This window comes from Paenarthrobacter nitroguajacolicus (assembly GCF_051027655.1).
In the GTDB taxonomy this organism is placed as follows: domain Bacteria; phylum Actinomycetota; class Actinomycetes; order Actinomycetales; family Micrococcaceae; genus Arthrobacter; species Arthrobacter nitroguajacolicus.
This window is the reverse complement of the sequence record NZ_CP073234.1, coordinates 310,433-326,987: the sequence shown is the minus strand read 5'-3', so window position 1 is coordinate 326,987 and position 16,555 is coordinate 310,433. Positions and strand designations below refer to the sequence as shown.

Sequence of the window (16,555 nt, the reverse complement as noted above, 5' to 3'; positions counted from 1 at the left end):
CTTTTCGCGCGTCCGGGGTCTTGTACCATCCGCGCCCACCACATTACATCTGCGTTTATGTTGGTTTCTATTGACTTCCAAACATAAACAAAGATAGAGTCAAGCAATTCCACATCGTTGTGACAGCAGTCACTGATGTGGCTGCACTGATAAGCAGCTTGACCGCAATGGAGGGTAAGTGTTCGCCGAAGAACGCCAGCAACTGATCTCCGCACTCGTCGCAGAGCGCGGACGGGTGAGCGTCACTGACCTTGCCGACCGTTTCAGCATCACCACTGAGACAATCCGCCGCGACCTCGCGGCCCTTGAGGTTTCCGGAAACCTGAGGCGCGTTCATGGCGGGGCCGTCCCTTCCGACCTCCTGAGCACCCGCGAGGAGAGCATCCTGGAGCGCGCCGTCCAGCGTCAGGTGGAAAAACTCCGCATCGCTAACGCGGCACTCGCCCTGATCCCGCAACTCACCACGGGAAGCGTCCTCCTGGACGCGGGTTCCACCACCGAAACCCTCGCCGACCTACTGGCCCAGCGCACGCCCCCGAGCAACGGAAATGATGAGCTCGTGGTCATCACGCACGCCATCCCCATCGCCGGCAAGCTCTCCTCCACGCAGGGCATAGCACTCCAGATCCTTGGCGGCCGTGTCCGCGGACTGACGCAGGCCGCCGTCGGCCAGTCAACCGTTGAGGCAGCTCACAAACTTCGGCCGGACATTGCCTTCGTAGGTGCCAACGGCATCCACGCAACGTTTGGGCTCAGCACCCCGGACCCCGAAGAAGCCGCGGTGAAAGCCGCTTTCGTCACGTCAGCCCGCCGCGTGGTGGCCCTGGCCGACTCCTCCAAGCTGGACGCCGAAACACTGGTCCAGTTCGCCACCCTGAAGGATGTTGACACATTGATCACAGACAGCGAACCGTCCGCGGAACTCGCAGCAGCCTTGGCCGATGCCGGCGTAGACGTGGTGATCGCATGATCATCACTTTGACCGCCAACCCCAGCCTGGACCGCACGGTGGAGCTTCCCGGAGCCTTGGCCCGCGGTGAGGTTCAGCGCGCGGTGGCCGTCCACCAGGAATCCGGCGGAAAGGGTGTCAACGTTTCACGGGCCCTGGTTGCCTCCGGCCTGGACACCCTGGCAGTCCTCCCGGGCGCCGATTCGGATCCCGTACTTTCGGGGCTGCACGACGGCGGCGTACCGTTCGCGGCGCTGCCCATCGGTCAGGCGTTGCGCAGCAACGTCACGCTCACCGAACCGGACGGTGTCACCACCAAGATCAACGAACCCGGCCCGGAGCTGAGCGGAGAACAGCAGGAAGCCCTGATCGGCCTGCTGCTGGAACGCTCCCGTGGCGCCAGCTGGGTGGTTCTCGCAGGTTCACTCCCACCAGGAGTGCCTGCGGATTTCTACGCCACCATCGCTCGTCGACTCCGGTCGAACGCGGACGGAACGGCCGCCCCAAGCATCGCCATTGACTCCTCCGGGGCGCCGCTCGCGGCCGCCTTGGTGGGCGATGCCGCAGGAAAGCCCGACCTCCTCAAGCCGAACGCGGAAGAGCTCGCAGAGCTTGCCGCCGCCGCCGGTTTTACCAACGTCTCCACTGCTGACGAACTGGAAGCGGATCCGGCCAAAGCCGCTGAAGCTGCAGCCGCCGTCGTCGCCAGCGGTGTAGGTGCCGTTCTCGCAACACTCGGGTCCAAAGGAGCAGTCCTGGTGACGGCGGACGGAGCATGGTTCGCCACGCATCCGCCCATCAAAGCCGTCAGCACGGTGGGCGCCGGGGACTCTTCATTGGCCGGCTATTTGCTGGCTGCAACCCAAGGTGGCTCTGCGCAGGACTGCCTTCGTCAAGCCGTGGCACATGGTGCCGCTGCTGCTTCGCTGCCGGGCTCCACTGTCCCGGCAGTCCACCAGACAACCCCCGATGCCGTAACCATCACGGCCCTCCAGAAGGATTCACAGTGACCCAGCTGATCACACCCCAATTGGTCACCCTCGACCAAAACCTGGGCGACTCCCCTGCCGACGTCATCCGCGTCCTGGCTGGCAAAGTTGCCGCCACCGGCCGTGCTTCCGAGGTTGAAGGCCTCTTCGCCGACGCCTTCGCCCGCGAGCAAAAGACTGCAACCGGCGTCCCCGGCGGAATCGCTATTCCGCACTGCCGCTCTGCCGCTGTCCAGGAGCCTGCCCTTGCCATGGCCCGCCTGTCCCACAAAGTGGACTTCGGCGCCAAGGACGGCCCCGCTGACCTCATCTTCTTCATCGCAGCCCCGGACGGCGCGGACCAGGAGCACTTGAAGCTGCTCTCCAAGCTGGCCCGATCACTGATCAAGAAGGACTTCACGGCAGCACTACGTGCGGCTGCCACAGAGCAGGACATCGTGGACCTCGTGGATGGCGCCCTGGCCGATAAGCCTGCGGCCGCAGCTGCGGACAGTTTCGCTGCCCCTGCCGCCGCTGCCGCAAGCACGACGACGGCTGCCGCACCCAAGCGCATCGTGGCGGTGACCGCTTGCCCCACAGGTATTGCGCACACGTACATGGCTGCCGACTCGCTGGTTGCCGCCGCCAAGGAAATGGGCGTCGACCTTCAGGTCGAGACCCAGGGATCCTCTGGCGCCAAGCCGCTTGACCCGGCCGTGATCGCAGCAGCTGACGCCGTGATCTTTGCCGTCGACGTGGATGTTCGCGGCAAGGAACGTTTCGCCGGCAAGCCGGTCATCATCGCACCAGTCAAGCGGGGCATCGACGAACCCACCAAGATGGTCCAAGAAGCACTTGCAGCTGCCGACGACCCCCGGGCCCGCCGCGTTCCCCACGCCGGCGCTGAAGATCAGGCTGAGCGCGATGAGGAGGAGAAGGGCGAGCACATCGGCCAGAAGCTGAAGCGGGCACTCCTCACCGGCGTGAGCTACATGATTCCGTTCGTAGCCGGCGGTGGCCTGCTGATTGCCCTGGGCTTCCTGCTGGGTGGTTACGACATCACCGAGGTGGCCGACAAGGTGGTGCTGGAGAACAACTTCGGCAACCTGCCTGAAGGTGGCCTTGCTATTTACCTCGGTGCAGTCTTGTTCAAGATCGGAGCCCTATCCATGGGCTTCCTGGTCCCAGCCTTGGCTGGCTATATCGCATATGCCATTGCCGACCGCCCAGGTATCGCACCGGGCTTCGTTGCCGGTGCCGTATCAGGGTTCATGGGTGCCGGGTTCCTCGGTGGCATCGTAGGCGGTCTCCTGGCCGGCTACGTCGCACACCTGATCGGGACGTGGCAGGTACCGCGCTGGCTCCGTGGCCTGATGCCCGTCGTCATCATCCCGCTGCTTGCCTCCATCGTCGCTTCGGGCCTCATGTTCCTGGTCCTCGGCGGTCCCATCGCTGGCCTGACCGTAGCTCTGAACAACTGGCTGACGGGCATGAGCGGTGCTTCCGCAGTGGTTCTCGGCATCATCCTTGGCCTTATGATGTGCTTCGACCTCGGCGGTCCCGTGAACAAGGTTGCCTACGCCTTCGCCGTGGCCGGTTTGAGCGCCGGCAGCGCCGACAACCAGGCACCCTGGTTGATCATGGGCACTGTGATGGCTGCGGGCATGGTTCCGCCGCTCGCCATGGCTCTCGCGACGGTCCTGAACAAGAAGCTCTTTACCCTCAACGAACGCGAAAACGGCAAGGCAGCCTGGCTGCTGGGTGCCTCCTTCATATCGGAAGGTGCCATCCCCTTCGCCGCAGCTGACCCGCTGCGTGTCATCCCGGCCAGCATGGTGGGCGGCGCCCTCACCGGTGCACTCTGCATGGCCACTGGAGTAACCTCGCAGGCACCCCACGGCGGCTTCTTCGTCTTCTTCGCCATCGGTAACCTGCCGATGTTCATCATCGCCATCGTCGCCGGAATGGTGGTCAGCGCCCTGGCCGTCATCGCCCTCAAGCGCTTTGCAGTCAAGAAGCAGGTGGAAGCGGAACCCGTTCCTGCTACTGCCAGCGTCTAGAGCCACCACGGTCTAGACTTCCCACAAAGCAACCCCTCACCACAGCCACCCTTCACAAAGAGGAGCACCAATGCCAGAACGTACAGCCACCATCGCAAGCCGCGTCGGCCTCCACGCCCGCCCGGCAGCCATTTTCGCCGAAGCAGCCGGAGACCTGGATCTCGACGTCACCATCGCACGCCAGGGTGAGCCCGCGGACGACGCCATGGACGCCGCGAGCATCCTGTCACTGATGAGCCTCGGCGCTTCCCACGGCGACGTCGTGGTGCTGCGCGCCGAAGGTGAAGGTGCGGATGCAGCCCTGGACAGCCTGGTAAAGATCCTCGAAACGGACCACGACGCCGAGTAGGTCACCCAAACCCCTTAGCGACACGCAAAGAGCCTGGTGCCACCCGGATATGGGTGGCCTCAGGCTCCTTGCATGTCTGAGCTAGTTTTCCTTGTCTTGTTTGAGGTGCTAGGGACCGGCGAGCTCGTCGAGGTGGCGCGAGAGCACGCGGAGCATCGGACCCGCCTCCGGGAGTTCACCGCTCCACAATCCATGCATCGCGATCCCATCCAGGAGCGCGCGCAAGCGCTGGGCTTCATAGTCGGTGTCGCGCCCCGGGTTGAACTGTCCCGCTTCGGCCAGGAGCTGGAGGGCAACGTGACACACGCGGTCTACTCCCTCGCTGAGCCTGATCGCGGCAGGACGTAGTGCACTATCCGTCAGTGATAGGACACCAAGCTGCACCTGCGCCACGAGTTCCAGCCGCCGTTCCTTGTCGAGAGGAAGCAACTGCAGGAGCAAGCCATCAACCAGGGCCCGGCCAGTGAGCTCAAGGGCGGCGATTCGGGCGGTGACCCGGTCCTCAATGAGTTGCAGGCAGAACTCCCTCAGGGCATGTTGCGTGGCAAACGCGCGCCTCAGTGAAGCGGCGGCGATGCCCGCTTCCGCTGCCACCCCGCGCACGGAAAGGCCCGAAAGACCCTCACGTTCCAGCACCCGCAAGGAAGCTTCCGCTATTGCTGCGCTGCGTGCCTCTGCATCGATTCTCCGGGGCATGGTTTCAGCGCGACAGGGTAGCAGCGGGAATAGTGCGGGCGGCTTTCTTGGGCCAGATCGTGTAGCTCAAGGCCCAGAGGAAGTCGATGGCGAAGATGATGCCCAGGATGCGGAAGAAGTCCGAGAGGGCTGCGGTTCGTTCGGGGTCGTTGACGAGGAAGATGATCGCTCCCAGGGTCGCTGCTGCGATGGCAACTGCCAACGCCGTAAGGAGCACATCCCTCCAGCATTTGATGGTGTAGCGGGTTCCGGTGAGTCGCTCCGGCGCAGGTCCGCCCGCGAACCGGTGCTGGAAGTGCGCATCGGCCCAGGCCACCATGCGCTTGCCGTACGCGACAGAGACGCCGATGTAGATCGCGGCGAGTCCGTGGTGCCATGAGGCTGTACCACCGCCCAGCAAATCGACGGCGACCAAGGCAAGCAGGATGGCGTCAATAACCGGAGCAAGGATCAGGAGGGCTCCGCCCAGGCGGGGACGACGCAGCAGATACCGTGCTGCGAGCCCGGCGAGGATCGCCACCCAGAACCCTATTTCACACACCACGATTGCGAACAGAATCATTACCGCCCCAGACGCCCAGCCATCAATTTTTATTAGTACAAGTGTACTCACAAAATGACGGGCCGTCTCGGGGCACGGTTCAACTCGGGGCTTCTCCGTTCAAGTAGGCGGCAATCGATGCCTCCGTTGGCTTGACGTCCTTGAGGTCCTCCGAGAGGTAACCCTCAATAATCCGCGGATCCACATAGGAGGAGCGCGCCACCGAGGGGGTGTTGCCCAAGAGTTCGGAGGCCTCCTTGATGGCCCGCACGATGGCCTGCCTGGGCGTGCCCTTATGGCCTGACTTGATCAGGCATAGCGCCGCGGCCGCAGTGCCCTTCCACGTCCGGAAATCCTTGGATGTGTAGGCTTCGCCGGCGATACCACGCAAGTATTCATTGATCATGGACGCGTCAACGGAAACCCATGACCCGTTGACTTGATAGGCCAACAACCTCTCTTTACCCGGCCGCTTGGCCAGCGGTTCCAAAAACGCTGCCAGCCCGGGGTCGTGGATGGAGGTGTCCCACAGCTGCCCGCTCTTGCCGGGAAATTTCAGGAAAACGTCCGGCCCTTCCACCCGTGCATGACGGCAGCGGAGCGTCGTGAGCCCGTAGGAGCCGTTCTGCTTCATGTAGATCTCGGAACCGACGCGGAGCGCGCCCAGGTCCATGAAGCGCACTGCGGCTGCAAGGGTCTGTTGCCGGGGGTCGGTGGTGTCTTGTAGATGGACTGTCACATTGCGGCGAACCGTTGGCAGGACCAAGCCCAGCTTGGCCGCCCGGATGAACTTTTCGGCATCCTTCCGCTCCCGCCAACCAGGGTGGTAGATGTACTGGCTACGCCCTGCACCGTCAACGCCAGTGGCCAGAATGTGTCCGTGCTCGTAAGGGCTGATCCACACATCGGTCCAGGCAGGCGGGATCGCCAGCGCATTGATGCGCTGGCGATCCTCTTTGCTGACCAGACTTCCGTCCGGGTGCCTGTAGCTGAACCCTTTTCCTACCTTGCGGCGGACGATGCCGGGCTTGGACAGGTCACTGCGCTTAAGCCGGGGCACGGTTCTTCCGCCCTACTCTGATCGAACGGGTCCGGCAGGTCTAGGCCTCGTCCGGATCCGTCACGGCAGCTCCGGCATTCATGATTTCGGCGTTAATCATCCACACCAGTTGCTCAAGGCGGGAGATGAACGCGTGCAGCAGGTCCGCCGTCGTGGGGTCTTCCTCGTCAACTTCGTCATGGACATCGCGCATGGTCTGGACTGCACGCTCAACTCGGTCAGTCACCAGCTTGACGGCGTTCTTGGTGTTGACCAGACCGGCCGGAAATTCTTCCAGGCGCGTGCCCTTGGCGATGGTCGCACTGCGGCCATCGGGGAGGGCGTGGAGTGCACGCATGCGCTCGGCGGTGTCGTCAGCGAACTCGCGCGTAGCTACTACAAGCTCGTCCAACTGGAGGTGAAGGTCGCGGAAGTTCGGACCCACGATGTTCCAGTGCGCCTGCTTTCCCTGGAGCTGGAGCTCAATAAGGTCTGTCAGGACGATCTGAAGGTTGTCTGCAAGCTGCTGTGACGCTTTCATGTGTTCCTCTCATGGACGTTCATGTGAGCCAAAACGAGCCGCAAAATGTCTGCGGCAACTGCCCAATCATCAGGTGACGACTTGAATAAGCCTTTCATAAGGTTGCTTAGTAGTACAATGGGAAGTGTTACTGTTCACGACTGGCGAACTTCACCACATGGCGAAGACCGGTATGTGATACACGAAAAGGCACTTTGAGGCCGTGAAACGCCTCCAAGTACCGGCATAACTAAATCGAAGTAAAGCGGAATGCATAGTTGGGAATCGGCGATTCATCAAAGATTCCCCCAGAAAGGAATGTGCTGACCATGAATACGCTTCTGATCATTGCTGGTGTAGTAGCAATTGTTCTTCTCCTGGTAGGCGGCTTCACCGAAGCCCTGAGTTGGTTGCTGTGGGTAGGCGTCATCCTCCTCGTCATTGCGGCCATCGGCTGGTTGCTGAGCTTCATGTCGGGTCGTAGGGGACACACGGTATAAACCAGAACCGGACATACCCCACCGGATGCAACGGGCAGGCCCTAAGCACTTACAGACCGTGAGGGCTGTTCCCACCACTGCAAGTGCGTTGGGAGCAGCCCTCCGGCATCACCCGTCGCCGCCGGCGCCTTTACCGGTCGCTGAAGGCGGCGGGGCTGCATCAGGGTCTTGGGGTGTGGGGAACTCGTCACCAGGGGTGTCGGGGACTCCCTTGGCCGGCCGTTCCGGTGTCTCGCGTTCATCACCCTGGCCAGGCATTTCCTGTTCCGGGGTGGGTGTGCCGTAGCCGCCGGGTTCGCTCTCAGGGTCCACACGATGTTCGTCCTGGTTCATTTCTTCCTCCTTGGAAATCCGATGAGGCCCCGATAGAAAAGATCGAGGAATGCTGACAGTTCGACCGTAGTCCCGTGCATGGTCGTCGTCCACCAAAACCACCATGGAGGTGCACACATGGTAGAGCCGGAGCAGGCTCCCAGAATCGGCAGGAACGAGTCCACCGAGGAACGGATGGACCGCAACTGGATGGAATTAATCCAGGAGTTACGGGTTCTCCAAACGGGGGTACAGATCCTTGGCGGTTTCCTGCTCACGCTCCCCTTTCAGGAACGATTCGAACTCCTGGACGACTGGCAGCGGAACCTCTACTTGTTCAACGTGATGGTGGCAGCGCTAACCACAGTCCTCATCGTGCTGCCCGTCAGTGTCCATCGCCGCCTGTTCCGTAGGGGGCTCAAGGCCACCCTGGTCTCCAGCGCCGACATTGTCACCAAGTGGGCGTTGGCTGGCGTGGCGTTGTTGATTGTTGGCTCGGCCACGCTGGTCTTCGACTTCACCGCCGGACGGACCGCCGGGCTTGTGGCCGCCGGATTCATCATTCTGGTGCTGCTGCTCCTTGTAGTGGGCACTCCGCTATGGCTGCACCGCCGAGCCATCCGAAACGGAAACGGCAACGGCAACAACGGACAAGCAAAGGACGCTTAAGGAAGATGCTGCGGCCCTCCAAACACCAGGAAACTTCCGGTAAGGACAACACGCCGGCGCGACACTGGGTCAAGGATCATGGCCTGCTGCTTGTCAACGCAGGCCTGTTCGTCGTCTTCCTCGGCGGCATGATCATCTCAGGGGCGGCAAATTACAGCGAAGAACAGCAGGCCCACGGCGAGCCAGCCACCGGGATCCCGGATTTTCTGACGTCCGGCACCTTCTGGGAATCCGTCTTCGAAAACTGGGAGTCGGAGTTCCTTCAGATGGGCATGTATGTGGTCCTGACGGTTTTCCTGTTCCAAAGAGGCTCCTCCGAGTCGAAGCCAGTGGACAAGGACGCGCCACAGGACGAGGACCCCCGCGACGCCAAGATGACAGCCAAGACCCCTTGGCCGGTGCGGCGGGGCGGCTGGGTCCTGAAGGTCTATGAGCACTCGCTCTCGGGCCTGCTGGGCCTCATATTCCTCGCTTCGTTCACCTTGCACGCGGTGGGTGGCACGGCCGCTTACAACGAGGAGCAGCTGAGCCATGGCCTGCCCGAGATCTCCACGTGGGAGTACATCGGTTCCAGCCAGTTCTGGTTTGAGTCTTTCCAGAACTGGCAAAGCGAGTTCCTTGCTGTGGCCGTGCTGGTGGGAGCTTCCGTATACCTCCGAGAGAGGGGCTCACCGGAGTCAAAGCCGGTCGCAGAGCCACACTACGAGACGGGCGCCTAAACCAATTCAGAGAAAGGAAGGCATCATGCCTGGAAAGAAGAACTCCAGTTTGAAGGACCGACATCACTAAAGCCAACAAAAGCAGCGGCCACCCGGACGGCGGCCGCGCTTTTATGGAATTACGACGCCGGCTCACGCCTTTTTCTTGGCCCGCGCCTTTGGTTTGCTGGCAGTTTTGCTGGCGGCAGCGGCGTCGTCGTCCGCTTTTTCCTTGCCGCGTTTCTTATCCAGGCTGCGCTTGAGTGCTTCCATGAGGTCGATAACGTCCCCGCCCTCGCCTTCTCCTTCCACCGCGCCGAAGGTGGCCTCGGTGTCCAGGGCTTCGCCCTTCTCCAGCTTGGCCTCGATCAGCGTTCGAAGCTGCGCTTGATAGTCATCGGTATATTCATCGGGGTCAAAGTCGTGCGCCATGGATTCCACCAGGGCGGAGGACATTTCCAGTTCCTTGTCGGAGATCTTGATGTCGGTCTCCAACGACGGGAACTTGGCCTCGCGGACCTCATCGCCCCATAGGAGTGCCTGCAGCAACAGCACGTCCCCACGCACCCGCAGCGCCCCCAAACGGGTCTTCTGCCGCAGCGCGTACTGGACAATGGCGATCCTGTCCGTGTCCTCCAGCGTCTGCCGGAGAAGCATGTACGCCTTGGGAGATTTGGAGTCCGGCTCCAGGAAATAGCTGCGCTCGTACATGATGGGGTCCAACTGCTCGGCGGGGATAAACTCCACCACCTCAATTTCGCGGCTGTTCTCTTCAGGCAACGATTTCAATTCGGCAGACGTCAGGACCACTGTGCGGCCTTCTTCTTCGTAGGCCTTGTCGATATCCTCGTACGCCACAACCTCGCTGCAAATTTCGCATTTACGCTGGTACCGAATGCGCCCGCCGTCCTTATTGTGGACTTGGTGCAGGCCAATGTCGTGATCCTCCGTGGCACTGTAGAGCTTCACTGGTACGTTGACCAGACCGAACGCGATAGATCCCTTCCATATGGCCCTCATGCACCCAGTCAACAGCACAACACAGCAGAGGAGAAGAGGTGGCAGGCAAGCAACAGGAGCGGGTGAACGTGGAAGGCCACGAGCTCACCCTCACCAACCTGGGGAAAATCATCTACCCCGAAACCGGGACCACCAAGGCAGAAGTGCTGGAGTACTACGCCGCCGTCGCGCCTTTCCTGATCCCGGCCGCTGCCAATCGGCCCGTCACGCGCAAGCGTTGGGTCAACGGAGTGGGCACTGCTGAAGACCCCGGGCAGGTGTTTTTCCAAAAGAACCTCGAGGACTCCGCGCCCAGATGGATACCCCGTGCCGCCATCCAGCATTCGGACCACACCAACGTTTATCCCATGGTCAACAATCTGGCCACGCTCACGTGGATGGCCCAGATCGCATCCTTGGAGATCCACGTTCCCCAGTGGCAAGTGGATCCCTCAGGGAAGCCGCTCCGACCCGACCGCTTCGTTCTGGACCTTGACCCCGGGCCGGGGGCTGGACTTCCCGAGTGCGTTGAAGTGGCCAAGCTGGCCCGCTCCATCTTGCAGGACATGGGCATGGATCCAGTCCCTGTCACTAGCGGCAGCAAAGGCATTCACCTCTACACAGGCCTCGACGGGACCTTGAAGTCCGAGCAAGTGTCTGCTTTCGCCAAAGAGCTCGCCCGCGCCTTGGAGTCGGACCACCCGGAGTTGGTGGTCAGCGACATGAAGAAGTCCCTCCGCCACGGCAAAGTGTTGGTGGACTGGAGCCAGAACAGCGGGAACAAGACCACCATCGTCCCCTACTCGCTGCGCGGAAAAGCCCACCCTACAGTCGCCGCCCCCCGCACCTGGCGGGAGCTCGCCTCCCCTTCGCTGGACCACCTCGACTACTTGGCCGTCATGAAGCGGGTTGCTTCGGGCAAGGACCACTTCGCGTCCATCTCCGACCGGCACCTGCCGCCGCACGGCGAGGATGAGAATGACGACGGCGGTGCTGCTCCGGGCGACTCCGGTGCCCGTGAGCGTGTGGTGACGGTCGAGAACCGTCTCGCCAAATACGTCGGGATGCGCGATCCGGGCAAGACCCCGGAGCCGTTTCCGTCGTCGTCGGCCGTTTCTCCCACACCAACCCGGGCCTCGTCCTCGGAGCAACCGAAGCCCGGCGACCCTCCGCCGCCGGGAGGCATCTTCGTCATCCAGGAGCACCACGCCCGCCGCTACCACCTGGATCTGCGCCTGGAGCACAACGGCGTCCTGGCCTCATGGGCGCTGCCGCGTGGCATCCCCGAAACCCCCGACCGCAACAACCTCGCCGTCCATACCGAGGACCACCCCATGGAGTACGCCACCTTCGCGGGCGTCATCCCGAAGGGCGAGTACGGGGCCGGGACCATGACCATTTGGGACCGTGGCGAGTACACCTGCGAGAAGTGGCGAGACGGCAAGGAAGTCATCGCGACCCTCACAGGCGAGCCGGGCGGTGGCCTGGGCGGCACCAAACGCTTCGCGATCATCAACACCGGTCAGAACTGGCTCATCCACCTTATGAAGGAGCAGCCGGGAGGGCGGCGGGCTACCGCAGCAGCCAGCAAAGCTGTGGCACCCAAGTCCACCCCGGCGTCACCACAACCCATGCCGAACTACACCCCCATGCTCGCCACCTCCGGAACCACCACCGATCTCCGCGGCGACGATTGGCTGTATGAACTGAAGTGGGACGGAATCCGGGCGATCATCACCGGCACCGAGGGCAAGATCCGGCTCATGAGCCGCAACGGGAACGATCTCACCGCCGCCTATCCCGAACTGACGGACCGCGCATGCTGGCCCGACGGCGACTTCGTGGCTGATGGTGAAATTGTGGCGCTCGGCAAAGGCTCCCGGCCTGATTTCGGGCGGCTGCAGCTTCGGATGAACCTGGTCAAAGCTGCGGACATCGAACGTGTCCGGTCAACGGTTCCGGTGCAGCTGATGCTGTTCGACCTTCTTTACGACGACGGCACGGACCTCAGCGGGCTTCCCTTCCGAGAGCGCCGCGAAAAACTCTCCGGGTTTGCGGGGCGCCTGCGAAAAGGTTGCCCGTTGCATCTTTCGGCAGTGTTGGACCACGACGTAGAGGACCTCATGACCAGCGCCGCCGAGCTTGGCTTGGAAGGTGTCATGGCCAAGAAGGCCGATAGCCGCTACGTGGTTGGTCGCCGCAGCAGGGCCTGGATCAAGCTGAAGCTGGAGCAGAGCCAGGAAGTGGTGGTGGGCGGTTGGCGTCCCGGTGCCGGGGCCCGGGCCGGGACCTTCGGTGCGTTGCTGCTGGGCATCCCCGACGGCGAGAAGCTGCACTACGTGGGCCGGGTGGGCACCGGGTTCAAGGACTGGCAGCTCCGGGACGTCATGGAGAAATTGGAGCCCTTGGTGGTGAGTGAATCCCCCTTCGCGGACATTCCCAGGGAGGATGCTGCGGGTGCCAAGTGGGTGAGCCCTGATCTGGTGGCCGAGGTAACTTTCGGTGAGTGGACGGGTCCCGGCCGGCTACGGCACCCGGTGTGGCGTGGCTGGCGTCCGGACAAGTCCCCTGAGGACGTAAACCCGCCCAACTGAGTGACAGATAACGCTCTATTGAAGGCTCAGTAGGACGTTTGCTGTTACTCAGTTGGGCGGGCTACGCGGGCTGCGCGGTTGATGCGGGTGCCGTTAGGAGGAATGTGGCATCTGCGGGCGGCTGGTCCTGTGGATCGCCGTCACAGCTGCACCCTGGCCCATGCGGCCGTGGGCTTGGTCGCGCTCCTTCGGGTGGCGACGTTTACCGTTGCCGTCCGGCCACTGCCTGCTCTGGTCAGCACCCAGTGCAACGGCGATGGCGGTCGGTTCGGGCATCGGGGCCATGTCCATGGACTCCACCAAGTGGCTTGCAACCTCAGGATTGATGCGGTCGGAATCGTGATTCGCAGTCATGGTTCTTCCTTTCCAGTGTGCCTGTCCGCAGGTTTTACCAGCGGACCTTCTTCTCGGTCTTAGCCTGCTTGCCGCTGGCGGAGGTGGGCTTGTGCCCCTTGCCGGTGCTCTGCCAGCCGGCCGGTGCACCACCCCCGGATTTGCTGGCCAGCATGGCCTTCTGGGCGTCTGTCAGTTTGGACTTGATACCACCGGAAGCCGGGGTCTTCTTGTTTTCGGAAGGGTTGGCAGTCATACGTGGACTCCTAAAAGTGTGAGTCCTGAAGAGACACGTATCCCATGTCGTTGCGGTTCGGGAAAAAGGCGTCGAGAACGGGAACGGCATGGAGGCAGGGCCTCAACAGGCGTGGATTTTTGTCAGGTGAAACTCGGCTGTGCCATTAAGGCAAAGGCCGGTCTACTCAAAAATCAGTGTTCCCATGCCTCATACCCTAACCAAGTCCCGGCAGATTTGTGAACCCCTCACCTGCAGCTTCTTCGTGCTCCACCGGAATTCATCCTCGGCTAGCATGGCAAACGTGACCCGGAGAGCATCCATCGCCACCACTCTGCGTGCCGCCGGCTGCGTTTTCGCAGAGGATGAAGCACAACTGCTCATCGATGCCGCCCACCATCCGGACCAGCTCACCCACATGGTGGACCAACGCCTTCGAGGACTGCCCCTGGAACACATTGTGGGGTGGGCCGATTTCTGCGGGACGCGCATCGCCGTGGAACCGGGCGTCTTCGTTCCGCGCCGTCGCACGGAGTTCGTCGTGCGGGTGGCGGCGATGATCACCAAACCCGGGGCCGTCGTCGTCGACCTTTGCTGTGGTTCCGGGGCGATAGGTGCAGCACTCAACGATCTCCTGGGGAGCTGCGAACTGCACGCGACGGACGTCGACCCCGCGGCGGTTCGGTGCGCGCGCCGTAACGTTGAGCCTCGTGGCGGCCGCGTCCATCAAGGGGACCTCTACGCTGCGCTCCCCCGGGAACTGCGCGGGAAAGTGGACGTGCTGCTCGCGAACGCGCCCTATGTTCCAACGGAGTCCATCGCGATGATGCCGCAGGAGGCACGCCTCCATGAGCCGCGGGTAGCGCTCGACGGCGGTGCTGACGGTTTGGATGTCCAGCGTCGGCTAGCGCTTGGCGCGGCTCAGTGGCTGGCGCCGGGTGGGTCCATGGTGATGGAAACCTCGAGGCAGCAGGCACCGCGGACCGTCCGGCTCCTGAACGAGGCGGGGTTGCTCGCGGAGGTGGCCTCGGACGAAGAATTGGATGCAACGGTGGTGCTCGCTGCGCAAAGGTAACCCCTCAAACCATCAGCTTTTAGGCCCGAATCCGGCCTGTTAAGTGAGCTCCGCTAAACAATTTGGTAACAACGTGCTCCGGAGGGCAAAAACGAGCCCGGATCCGCTTGATAGCGGGGCAAGATCGGGCAATGAGATGGAACACACCTGGGCAAATTGAACCCCTAAACGGCCCAAAAATCGGATCTCAACTCGGGTTTTCGTGCAAAAACCCGTAAAATTGAAGGCCTGCCCAGAGCGGGGCAGCAGAAGTCGCAAGCAAATGACCTCCCTAGGAGAACCCCAAATGCCCACAGACCAAAGCAACACCGTCTCTCCGGATGGCGCAAGGAACGCCTCCGGGACCCAGGTATTGGCAGGCCCCACCCCGGCCGCCACGAACGCAGCAAATGCAGTAAAGAACGCAACGAAGAAGCTTCGCCCGAAGCGCCGGCTGAAAGAGTCCGACGTCAACGTGGTGAACAAGCCGATGCTGCGTAAAGCACTCGGCGGCACAATCGTCGGCAACACCATGGAATGGTACGACGTCGGCGTGTTCGGCTACCTCATCACCACCATGGGCCCTGTCTTCCTGCCCGAAGCAGACCCGTCGGTCCAAACACTCTTCCTTCTGGGCACCTTCGCCGCAACCTTCATCGCGCGTCCCCTCGGTGGCATCGTGTTTGGTTGGCTTGGCGACAAGGTGGGCCGTCAGAAGGTCCTCGCAGCAACACTGATGCTCATGGCGGCAAGTACGTTCGCCGTCGGCCTCCTTCCCGGCTACGCGCAGATCGGCATCTGGGCCGCCGCGTTGCTGGTGATCCTGAAGCTCGTCCAGGGCTTCTCCACCGGTGGCGAATACGCCGGTGCTACAACGTTCGTTAGCGAGTACGCCCCGGACAAGCGTCGCGGCTACTTTGCCAGCTTCCTTGATATGGGCAGCTACATTGGCTTCGCCCTCGGCGCAGCCTTGGTTTCGGTCCTGCAGCTCACGCTCGGACAGGCAGCCATGGAGGAATGGGGTTGGAGGATCCCGTTCCTGATCGCCGGTCCCCTGGGCCTCATTGCCGTGTACTTCCGAAGCAAGATCGAGGAATCACCCCAGTTCCAGGCAACCCTGGACGCCCAGGAAGCCTCTGCCAAGGACGCGGCATCTCAGGATGCAGCCGTCGCCAAGGGACCCATTGGCATCATCAAGGCTTACTGGCGCCAGATCGTGCTGGCCATGATCCTCGCGGCCGCCGCCAACACTGTTGGTTACGCCCTGACGTCGTACATGCCCACGTACCTCACGGATTCCAAGGGCTACGACCCCGTCCACGGCACGCTGCTGACCATCCCGGTCCTGGTGATCATGGCTGTTTGCATTCCACTGACCGGTAAGCTCTCCGACCGCATCGGCCGCCGTCCCGTGCTGTGGATCGGCGCAGGCAGCACCATCGTCTTCGCCATTCCGGCCTTCCTGCTGATCGGCATTGGCGACATCTGGTCCACACTGGCCGGCCTCGCACTGATCGCCTTCCCGGTGACGTTCTACATCGCCAACCTGGCTTCGGCCCTGCCCGCCCTGTTCCCGACGTCCAGCCGTTATGGCGGAATGGGCATCGCTTACAACTTCTCGGTTGCGATCTTCGGTGGAACCACGCCGTTCATCGTCCAGGGCCTGATCGAAGGCACTGGCGACGACATGATGCCGGCGTACTACCTGATGGCCACGTCCGTTGTGGGGGCGATCGCCATCTACTTCCTGCGTGAATCCGCCCAGCGCCCCCTGCCGGGCTCCATGCCCAGCGTGGACACGCAGGCCGAGGCACGTGAGCTCGTAGCCACGCAGGACACCAACCCGCTCATCAACCTGGACGAGATGCCGTTCGACGGCCAGCCGATTGATGACACCGTGTTCGGCAAAGGCAACAAGGACCTGACTCCCGCTTAGGAACTCAATGCCTGCAACTTCTGCGCAGCGACTCAGTTAGTTCGCGGCAGCTTGCCGCCCACCGTAGCCACCACCTCAAGGCGCTCTTCTTGAGGTTGGTGGC

General features: G+C 62.3%; 18 protein-coding genes. 10 read left to right on the top strand and 8 right to left on the bottom strand.

The genetic code is table 11. From position 1 onward, the window contains the following. Positions 1 to 178 precede the first annotated feature (178 nt). From KCX59_RS01725 to KCX59_RS01710, 4 genes are all read left to right on the top strand, one after another. Positions 179 to 970 (top strand): DeoR/GlpR family DNA-binding transcription regulator, encoded by a 792-nt coding sequence (locus KCX59_RS01725; protein WP_091464715.1) that lies wholly within the window; start codon positions 179 to 181, stop codon positions 968 to 970. Continuing rightward, complete coding sequence (locus tag KCX59_RS01720; RefSeq protein WP_091464713.1) at positions 967 to 1,959, top strand: 1-phosphofructokinase family hexose kinase; 993 nt, start codon at positions 967 to 969, stop codon at positions 1,957 to 1,959. The genes KCX59_RS01725 and KCX59_RS01720 overlap by 4 nt, the downstream gene beginning before the upstream one ends. Continuing rightward, positions 1,956 to 3,977, top strand: coding sequence for a PTS fructose transporter subunit IIABC (locus tag KCX59_RS01715; RefSeq protein WP_179017555.1), 2,022 nt, complete (start codon positions 1,956 to 1,958; stop codon positions 3,975 to 3,977). The genes KCX59_RS01720 and KCX59_RS01715 overlap by 4 nt, the downstream gene beginning before the upstream one ends. Positions 3,978 to 4,047: 70 nt before the next feature. Next, entirely contained in the window at positions 4,048 to 4,326 is a 279-nt protein-coding gene (locus KCX59_RS01710) for an HPr family phosphocarrier protein (protein WP_017197107.1), read from the top strand. A 108-nt stretch (positions 4,327 to 4,434) separates the two neighbouring features. On the opposite strand, the gene KCX59_RS01705 is transcribed toward KCX59_RS01710, so the two are convergent. From KCX59_RS01705 to KCX59_RS01690, 4 genes are all read right to left on the bottom strand, one after another. Next, positions 4,435 to 5,022 (bottom strand): TetR/AcrR family transcriptional regulator, encoded by a 588-nt coding sequence (locus KCX59_RS01705; protein WP_179017554.1) that lies wholly within the window; start codon positions 5,020 to 5,022, stop codon positions 4,435 to 4,437. Positions 5,023 to 5,026: 4 nt separating this feature from the next. After that, positions 5,027 to 5,584: a hypothetical protein gene (locus KCX59_RS01700; RefSeq protein WP_179017553.1), complete on the bottom strand. Its 558-nt coding sequence runs from the start codon at positions 5,582 to 5,584 to the stop codon at positions 5,027 to 5,029. 79 nt (positions 5,585 to 5,663) lie between these two features. Continuing rightward, on the bottom strand, positions 5,664 to 6,623 hold the full coding sequence (locus KCX59_RS01695; RefSeq protein ID WP_178992931.1) for a DNA topoisomerase IB: 960 nt from the start codon (positions 6,621 to 6,623) through the stop codon (positions 5,664 to 5,666). A gap of 40 nt (positions 6,624 to 6,663) precedes the next feature. Next, positions 6,664 to 7,143, bottom strand: a complete 480-nt coding sequence (locus KCX59_RS01690; protein ID WP_024819119.1) for a Dps family protein — start codon at positions 7,141 to 7,143, stop codon at positions 6,664 to 6,666. A 308-nt stretch (positions 7,144 to 7,451) separates the two neighbouring features. Between KCX59_RS01690 and KCX59_RS01685 the strand changes: the two genes are divergently transcribed. After that, positions 7,452 to 7,622 (top strand): hypothetical protein, encoded by a 171-nt coding sequence (locus tag KCX59_RS01685; protein WP_017197102.1) that lies wholly within the window; start codon positions 7,452 to 7,454, stop codon positions 7,620 to 7,622. A gap of 108 nt (positions 7,623 to 7,730) precedes the next feature. Here the strand turns inward: KCX59_RS01685 and KCX59_RS01680 are convergent, their stop codons facing one another. Then, positions 7,731 to 7,955 carry a hypothetical protein gene (locus tag KCX59_RS01680; protein ID WP_179017552.1) on the bottom strand — a complete coding sequence of 75 codons (225 nt, stop codon included), beginning with the start codon at positions 7,953 to 7,955 and terminating at the stop codon, positions 7,731 to 7,733. Positions 7,956 to 8,072: 117 nt separating this feature from the next. On the opposite strand from KCX59_RS01680, the gene KCX59_RS01675 reads away from it, so the two are divergent. Beyond that, on the top strand, positions 8,073 to 8,603 hold the full coding sequence (locus KCX59_RS01675) for a DUF6328 family protein (protein ID WP_091467441.1): 531 nt from the start codon (positions 8,073 to 8,075) through the stop codon (positions 8,601 to 8,603). Positions 8,604 to 8,608: 5 nt separating this feature from the next. After that, complete coding sequence (locus KCX59_RS01670; RefSeq protein WP_179017551.1) at positions 8,609 to 9,322, top strand: DUF6766 family protein; 714 nt, start codon at positions 8,609 to 8,611, stop codon at positions 9,320 to 9,322. Between the two features lie 132 nt (positions 9,323 to 9,454). On the opposite strand, the gene KCX59_RS01665 is transcribed toward KCX59_RS01670, so the two are convergent. Continuing rightward, positions 9,455 to 10,321 carry a Ku protein gene (locus KCX59_RS01665; protein WP_091464695.1) on the bottom strand — a complete coding sequence of 289 codons (867 nt, stop codon included), beginning with the start codon at positions 10,319 to 10,321 and terminating at the stop codon, positions 9,455 to 9,457. Between the two features lie 38 nt (positions 10,322 to 10,359). On the opposite strand from KCX59_RS01665, the gene KCX59_RS01660 reads away from it, so the two are divergent. Beyond that, complete coding sequence (locus KCX59_RS01660) at positions 10,360 to 12,894, top strand: ATP-dependent DNA ligase (RefSeq protein WP_179017550.1); 2,535 nt, start codon at positions 10,360 to 10,362, stop codon at positions 12,892 to 12,894. A 93-nt stretch (positions 12,895 to 12,987) separates the two neighbouring features. Here the strand turns inward: KCX59_RS01660 and KCX59_RS01655 are convergent, their stop codons facing one another. Both KCX59_RS01655 and KCX59_RS01650 read right to left on the bottom strand, forming a co-directional pair. Then, positions 12,988 to 13,248, bottom strand: a complete 261-nt coding sequence (locus tag KCX59_RS01655; protein WP_054809225.1) for a hypothetical protein — start codon at positions 13,246 to 13,248, stop codon at positions 12,988 to 12,990. Between the two features lie 34 nt (positions 13,249 to 13,282). After that, positions 13,283 to 13,483: a hypothetical protein gene (locus KCX59_RS01650; RefSeq protein ID WP_043469623.1), complete on the bottom strand. Its 201-nt coding sequence runs from the start codon at positions 13,481 to 13,483 to the stop codon at positions 13,283 to 13,285. Between the two features lie 184 nt (positions 13,484 to 13,667). Between KCX59_RS01650 and KCX59_RS01645 the strand changes: the two genes are divergently transcribed. Both KCX59_RS01645 and KCX59_RS01640 read left to right on the top strand, forming a co-directional pair. Next, entirely contained in the window at positions 13,668 to 14,537 is an 870-nt protein-coding gene (locus tag KCX59_RS01645; protein ID WP_179017549.1) for a putative protein N(5)-glutamine methyltransferase, read from the top strand. A 286-nt stretch (positions 14,538 to 14,823) separates the two neighbouring features. Continuing rightward, positions 14,824 to 16,452 (top strand): MFS transporter, encoded by a 1,629-nt coding sequence (locus KCX59_RS01640; protein WP_179017548.1) that lies wholly within the window; start codon positions 14,824 to 14,826, stop codon positions 16,450 to 16,452. Positions 16,453 to 16,555: the final 103 nt, after the last annotated feature.

Coding starts and splice junctions, on each gene's coding strand:
- KCX59_RS01720 (WP_091464713.1), top strand. CDS start 967: ATGATCATCACTTTGACCGCCAACCCCAGCCTGGACCGCACGGTGGAG.
- KCX59_RS01710 (WP_017197107.1), top strand. CDS start 4,048: ATGCCAGAACGTACAGCCACCATCGCAAGCCGCGTCGGCCTCCACGCC.
- KCX59_RS01705 (WP_179017554.1), bottom strand. CDS start 5,022: ATGCCCCGGAGAATCGATGCAGAGGCACGCAGCGCAGCAATAGCGGAA.
- KCX59_RS01700 (WP_179017553.1), bottom strand. CDS start 5,584: ATGATTCTGTTCGCAATCGTGGTGTGTGAAATAGGGTTCTGGGTGGCG.
- KCX59_RS01690 (WP_024819119.1), bottom strand. CDS start 7,143: ATGAAAGCGTCACAGCAGCTTGCAGACAACCTTCAGATCGTCCTGACA.
- KCX59_RS01685 (WP_017197102.1), top strand. CDS start 7,452: ATGAATACGCTTCTGATCATTGCTGGTGTAGTAGCAATTGTTCTTCTC.
- KCX59_RS01680 (WP_179017552.1), bottom strand. CDS start 7,955: ATGAACCAGGACGAACATCGTGTGGACCCTGAGAGCGAACCCGGCGGC.
- KCX59_RS01675 (WP_091467441.1), top strand. CDS start 8,073: ATGGTAGAGCCGGAGCAGGCTCCCAGAATCGGCAGGAACGAGTCCACC.
- KCX59_RS01670 (WP_179017551.1), top strand. CDS start 8,609: ATGCTGCGGCCCTCCAAACACCAGGAAACTTCCGGTAAGGACAACACG.
- KCX59_RS01665 (WP_091464695.1), bottom strand. CDS start 10,321: ATGAGGGCCATATGGAAGGGATCTATCGCGTTCGGTCTGGTCAACGTA.
- KCX59_RS01655 (WP_054809225.1), bottom strand. CDS start 13,248: ATGACTGCGAATCACGATTCCGACCGCATCAATCCTGAGGTTGCAAGC.
- KCX59_RS01650 (WP_043469623.1), bottom strand. CDS start 13,483: ATGACTGCCAACCCTTCCGAAAACAAGAAGACCCCGGCTTCCGGTGGT.
- KCX59_RS01645 (WP_179017549.1), top strand. CDS start 13,668: ATGCCTCATACCCTAACCAAGTCCCGGCAGATTTGTGAACCCCTCACC.
- KCX59_RS01640 (WP_179017548.1), top strand. CDS start 14,824: ATGCCCACAGACCAAAGCAACACCGTCTCTCCGGATGGCGCAAGGAAC.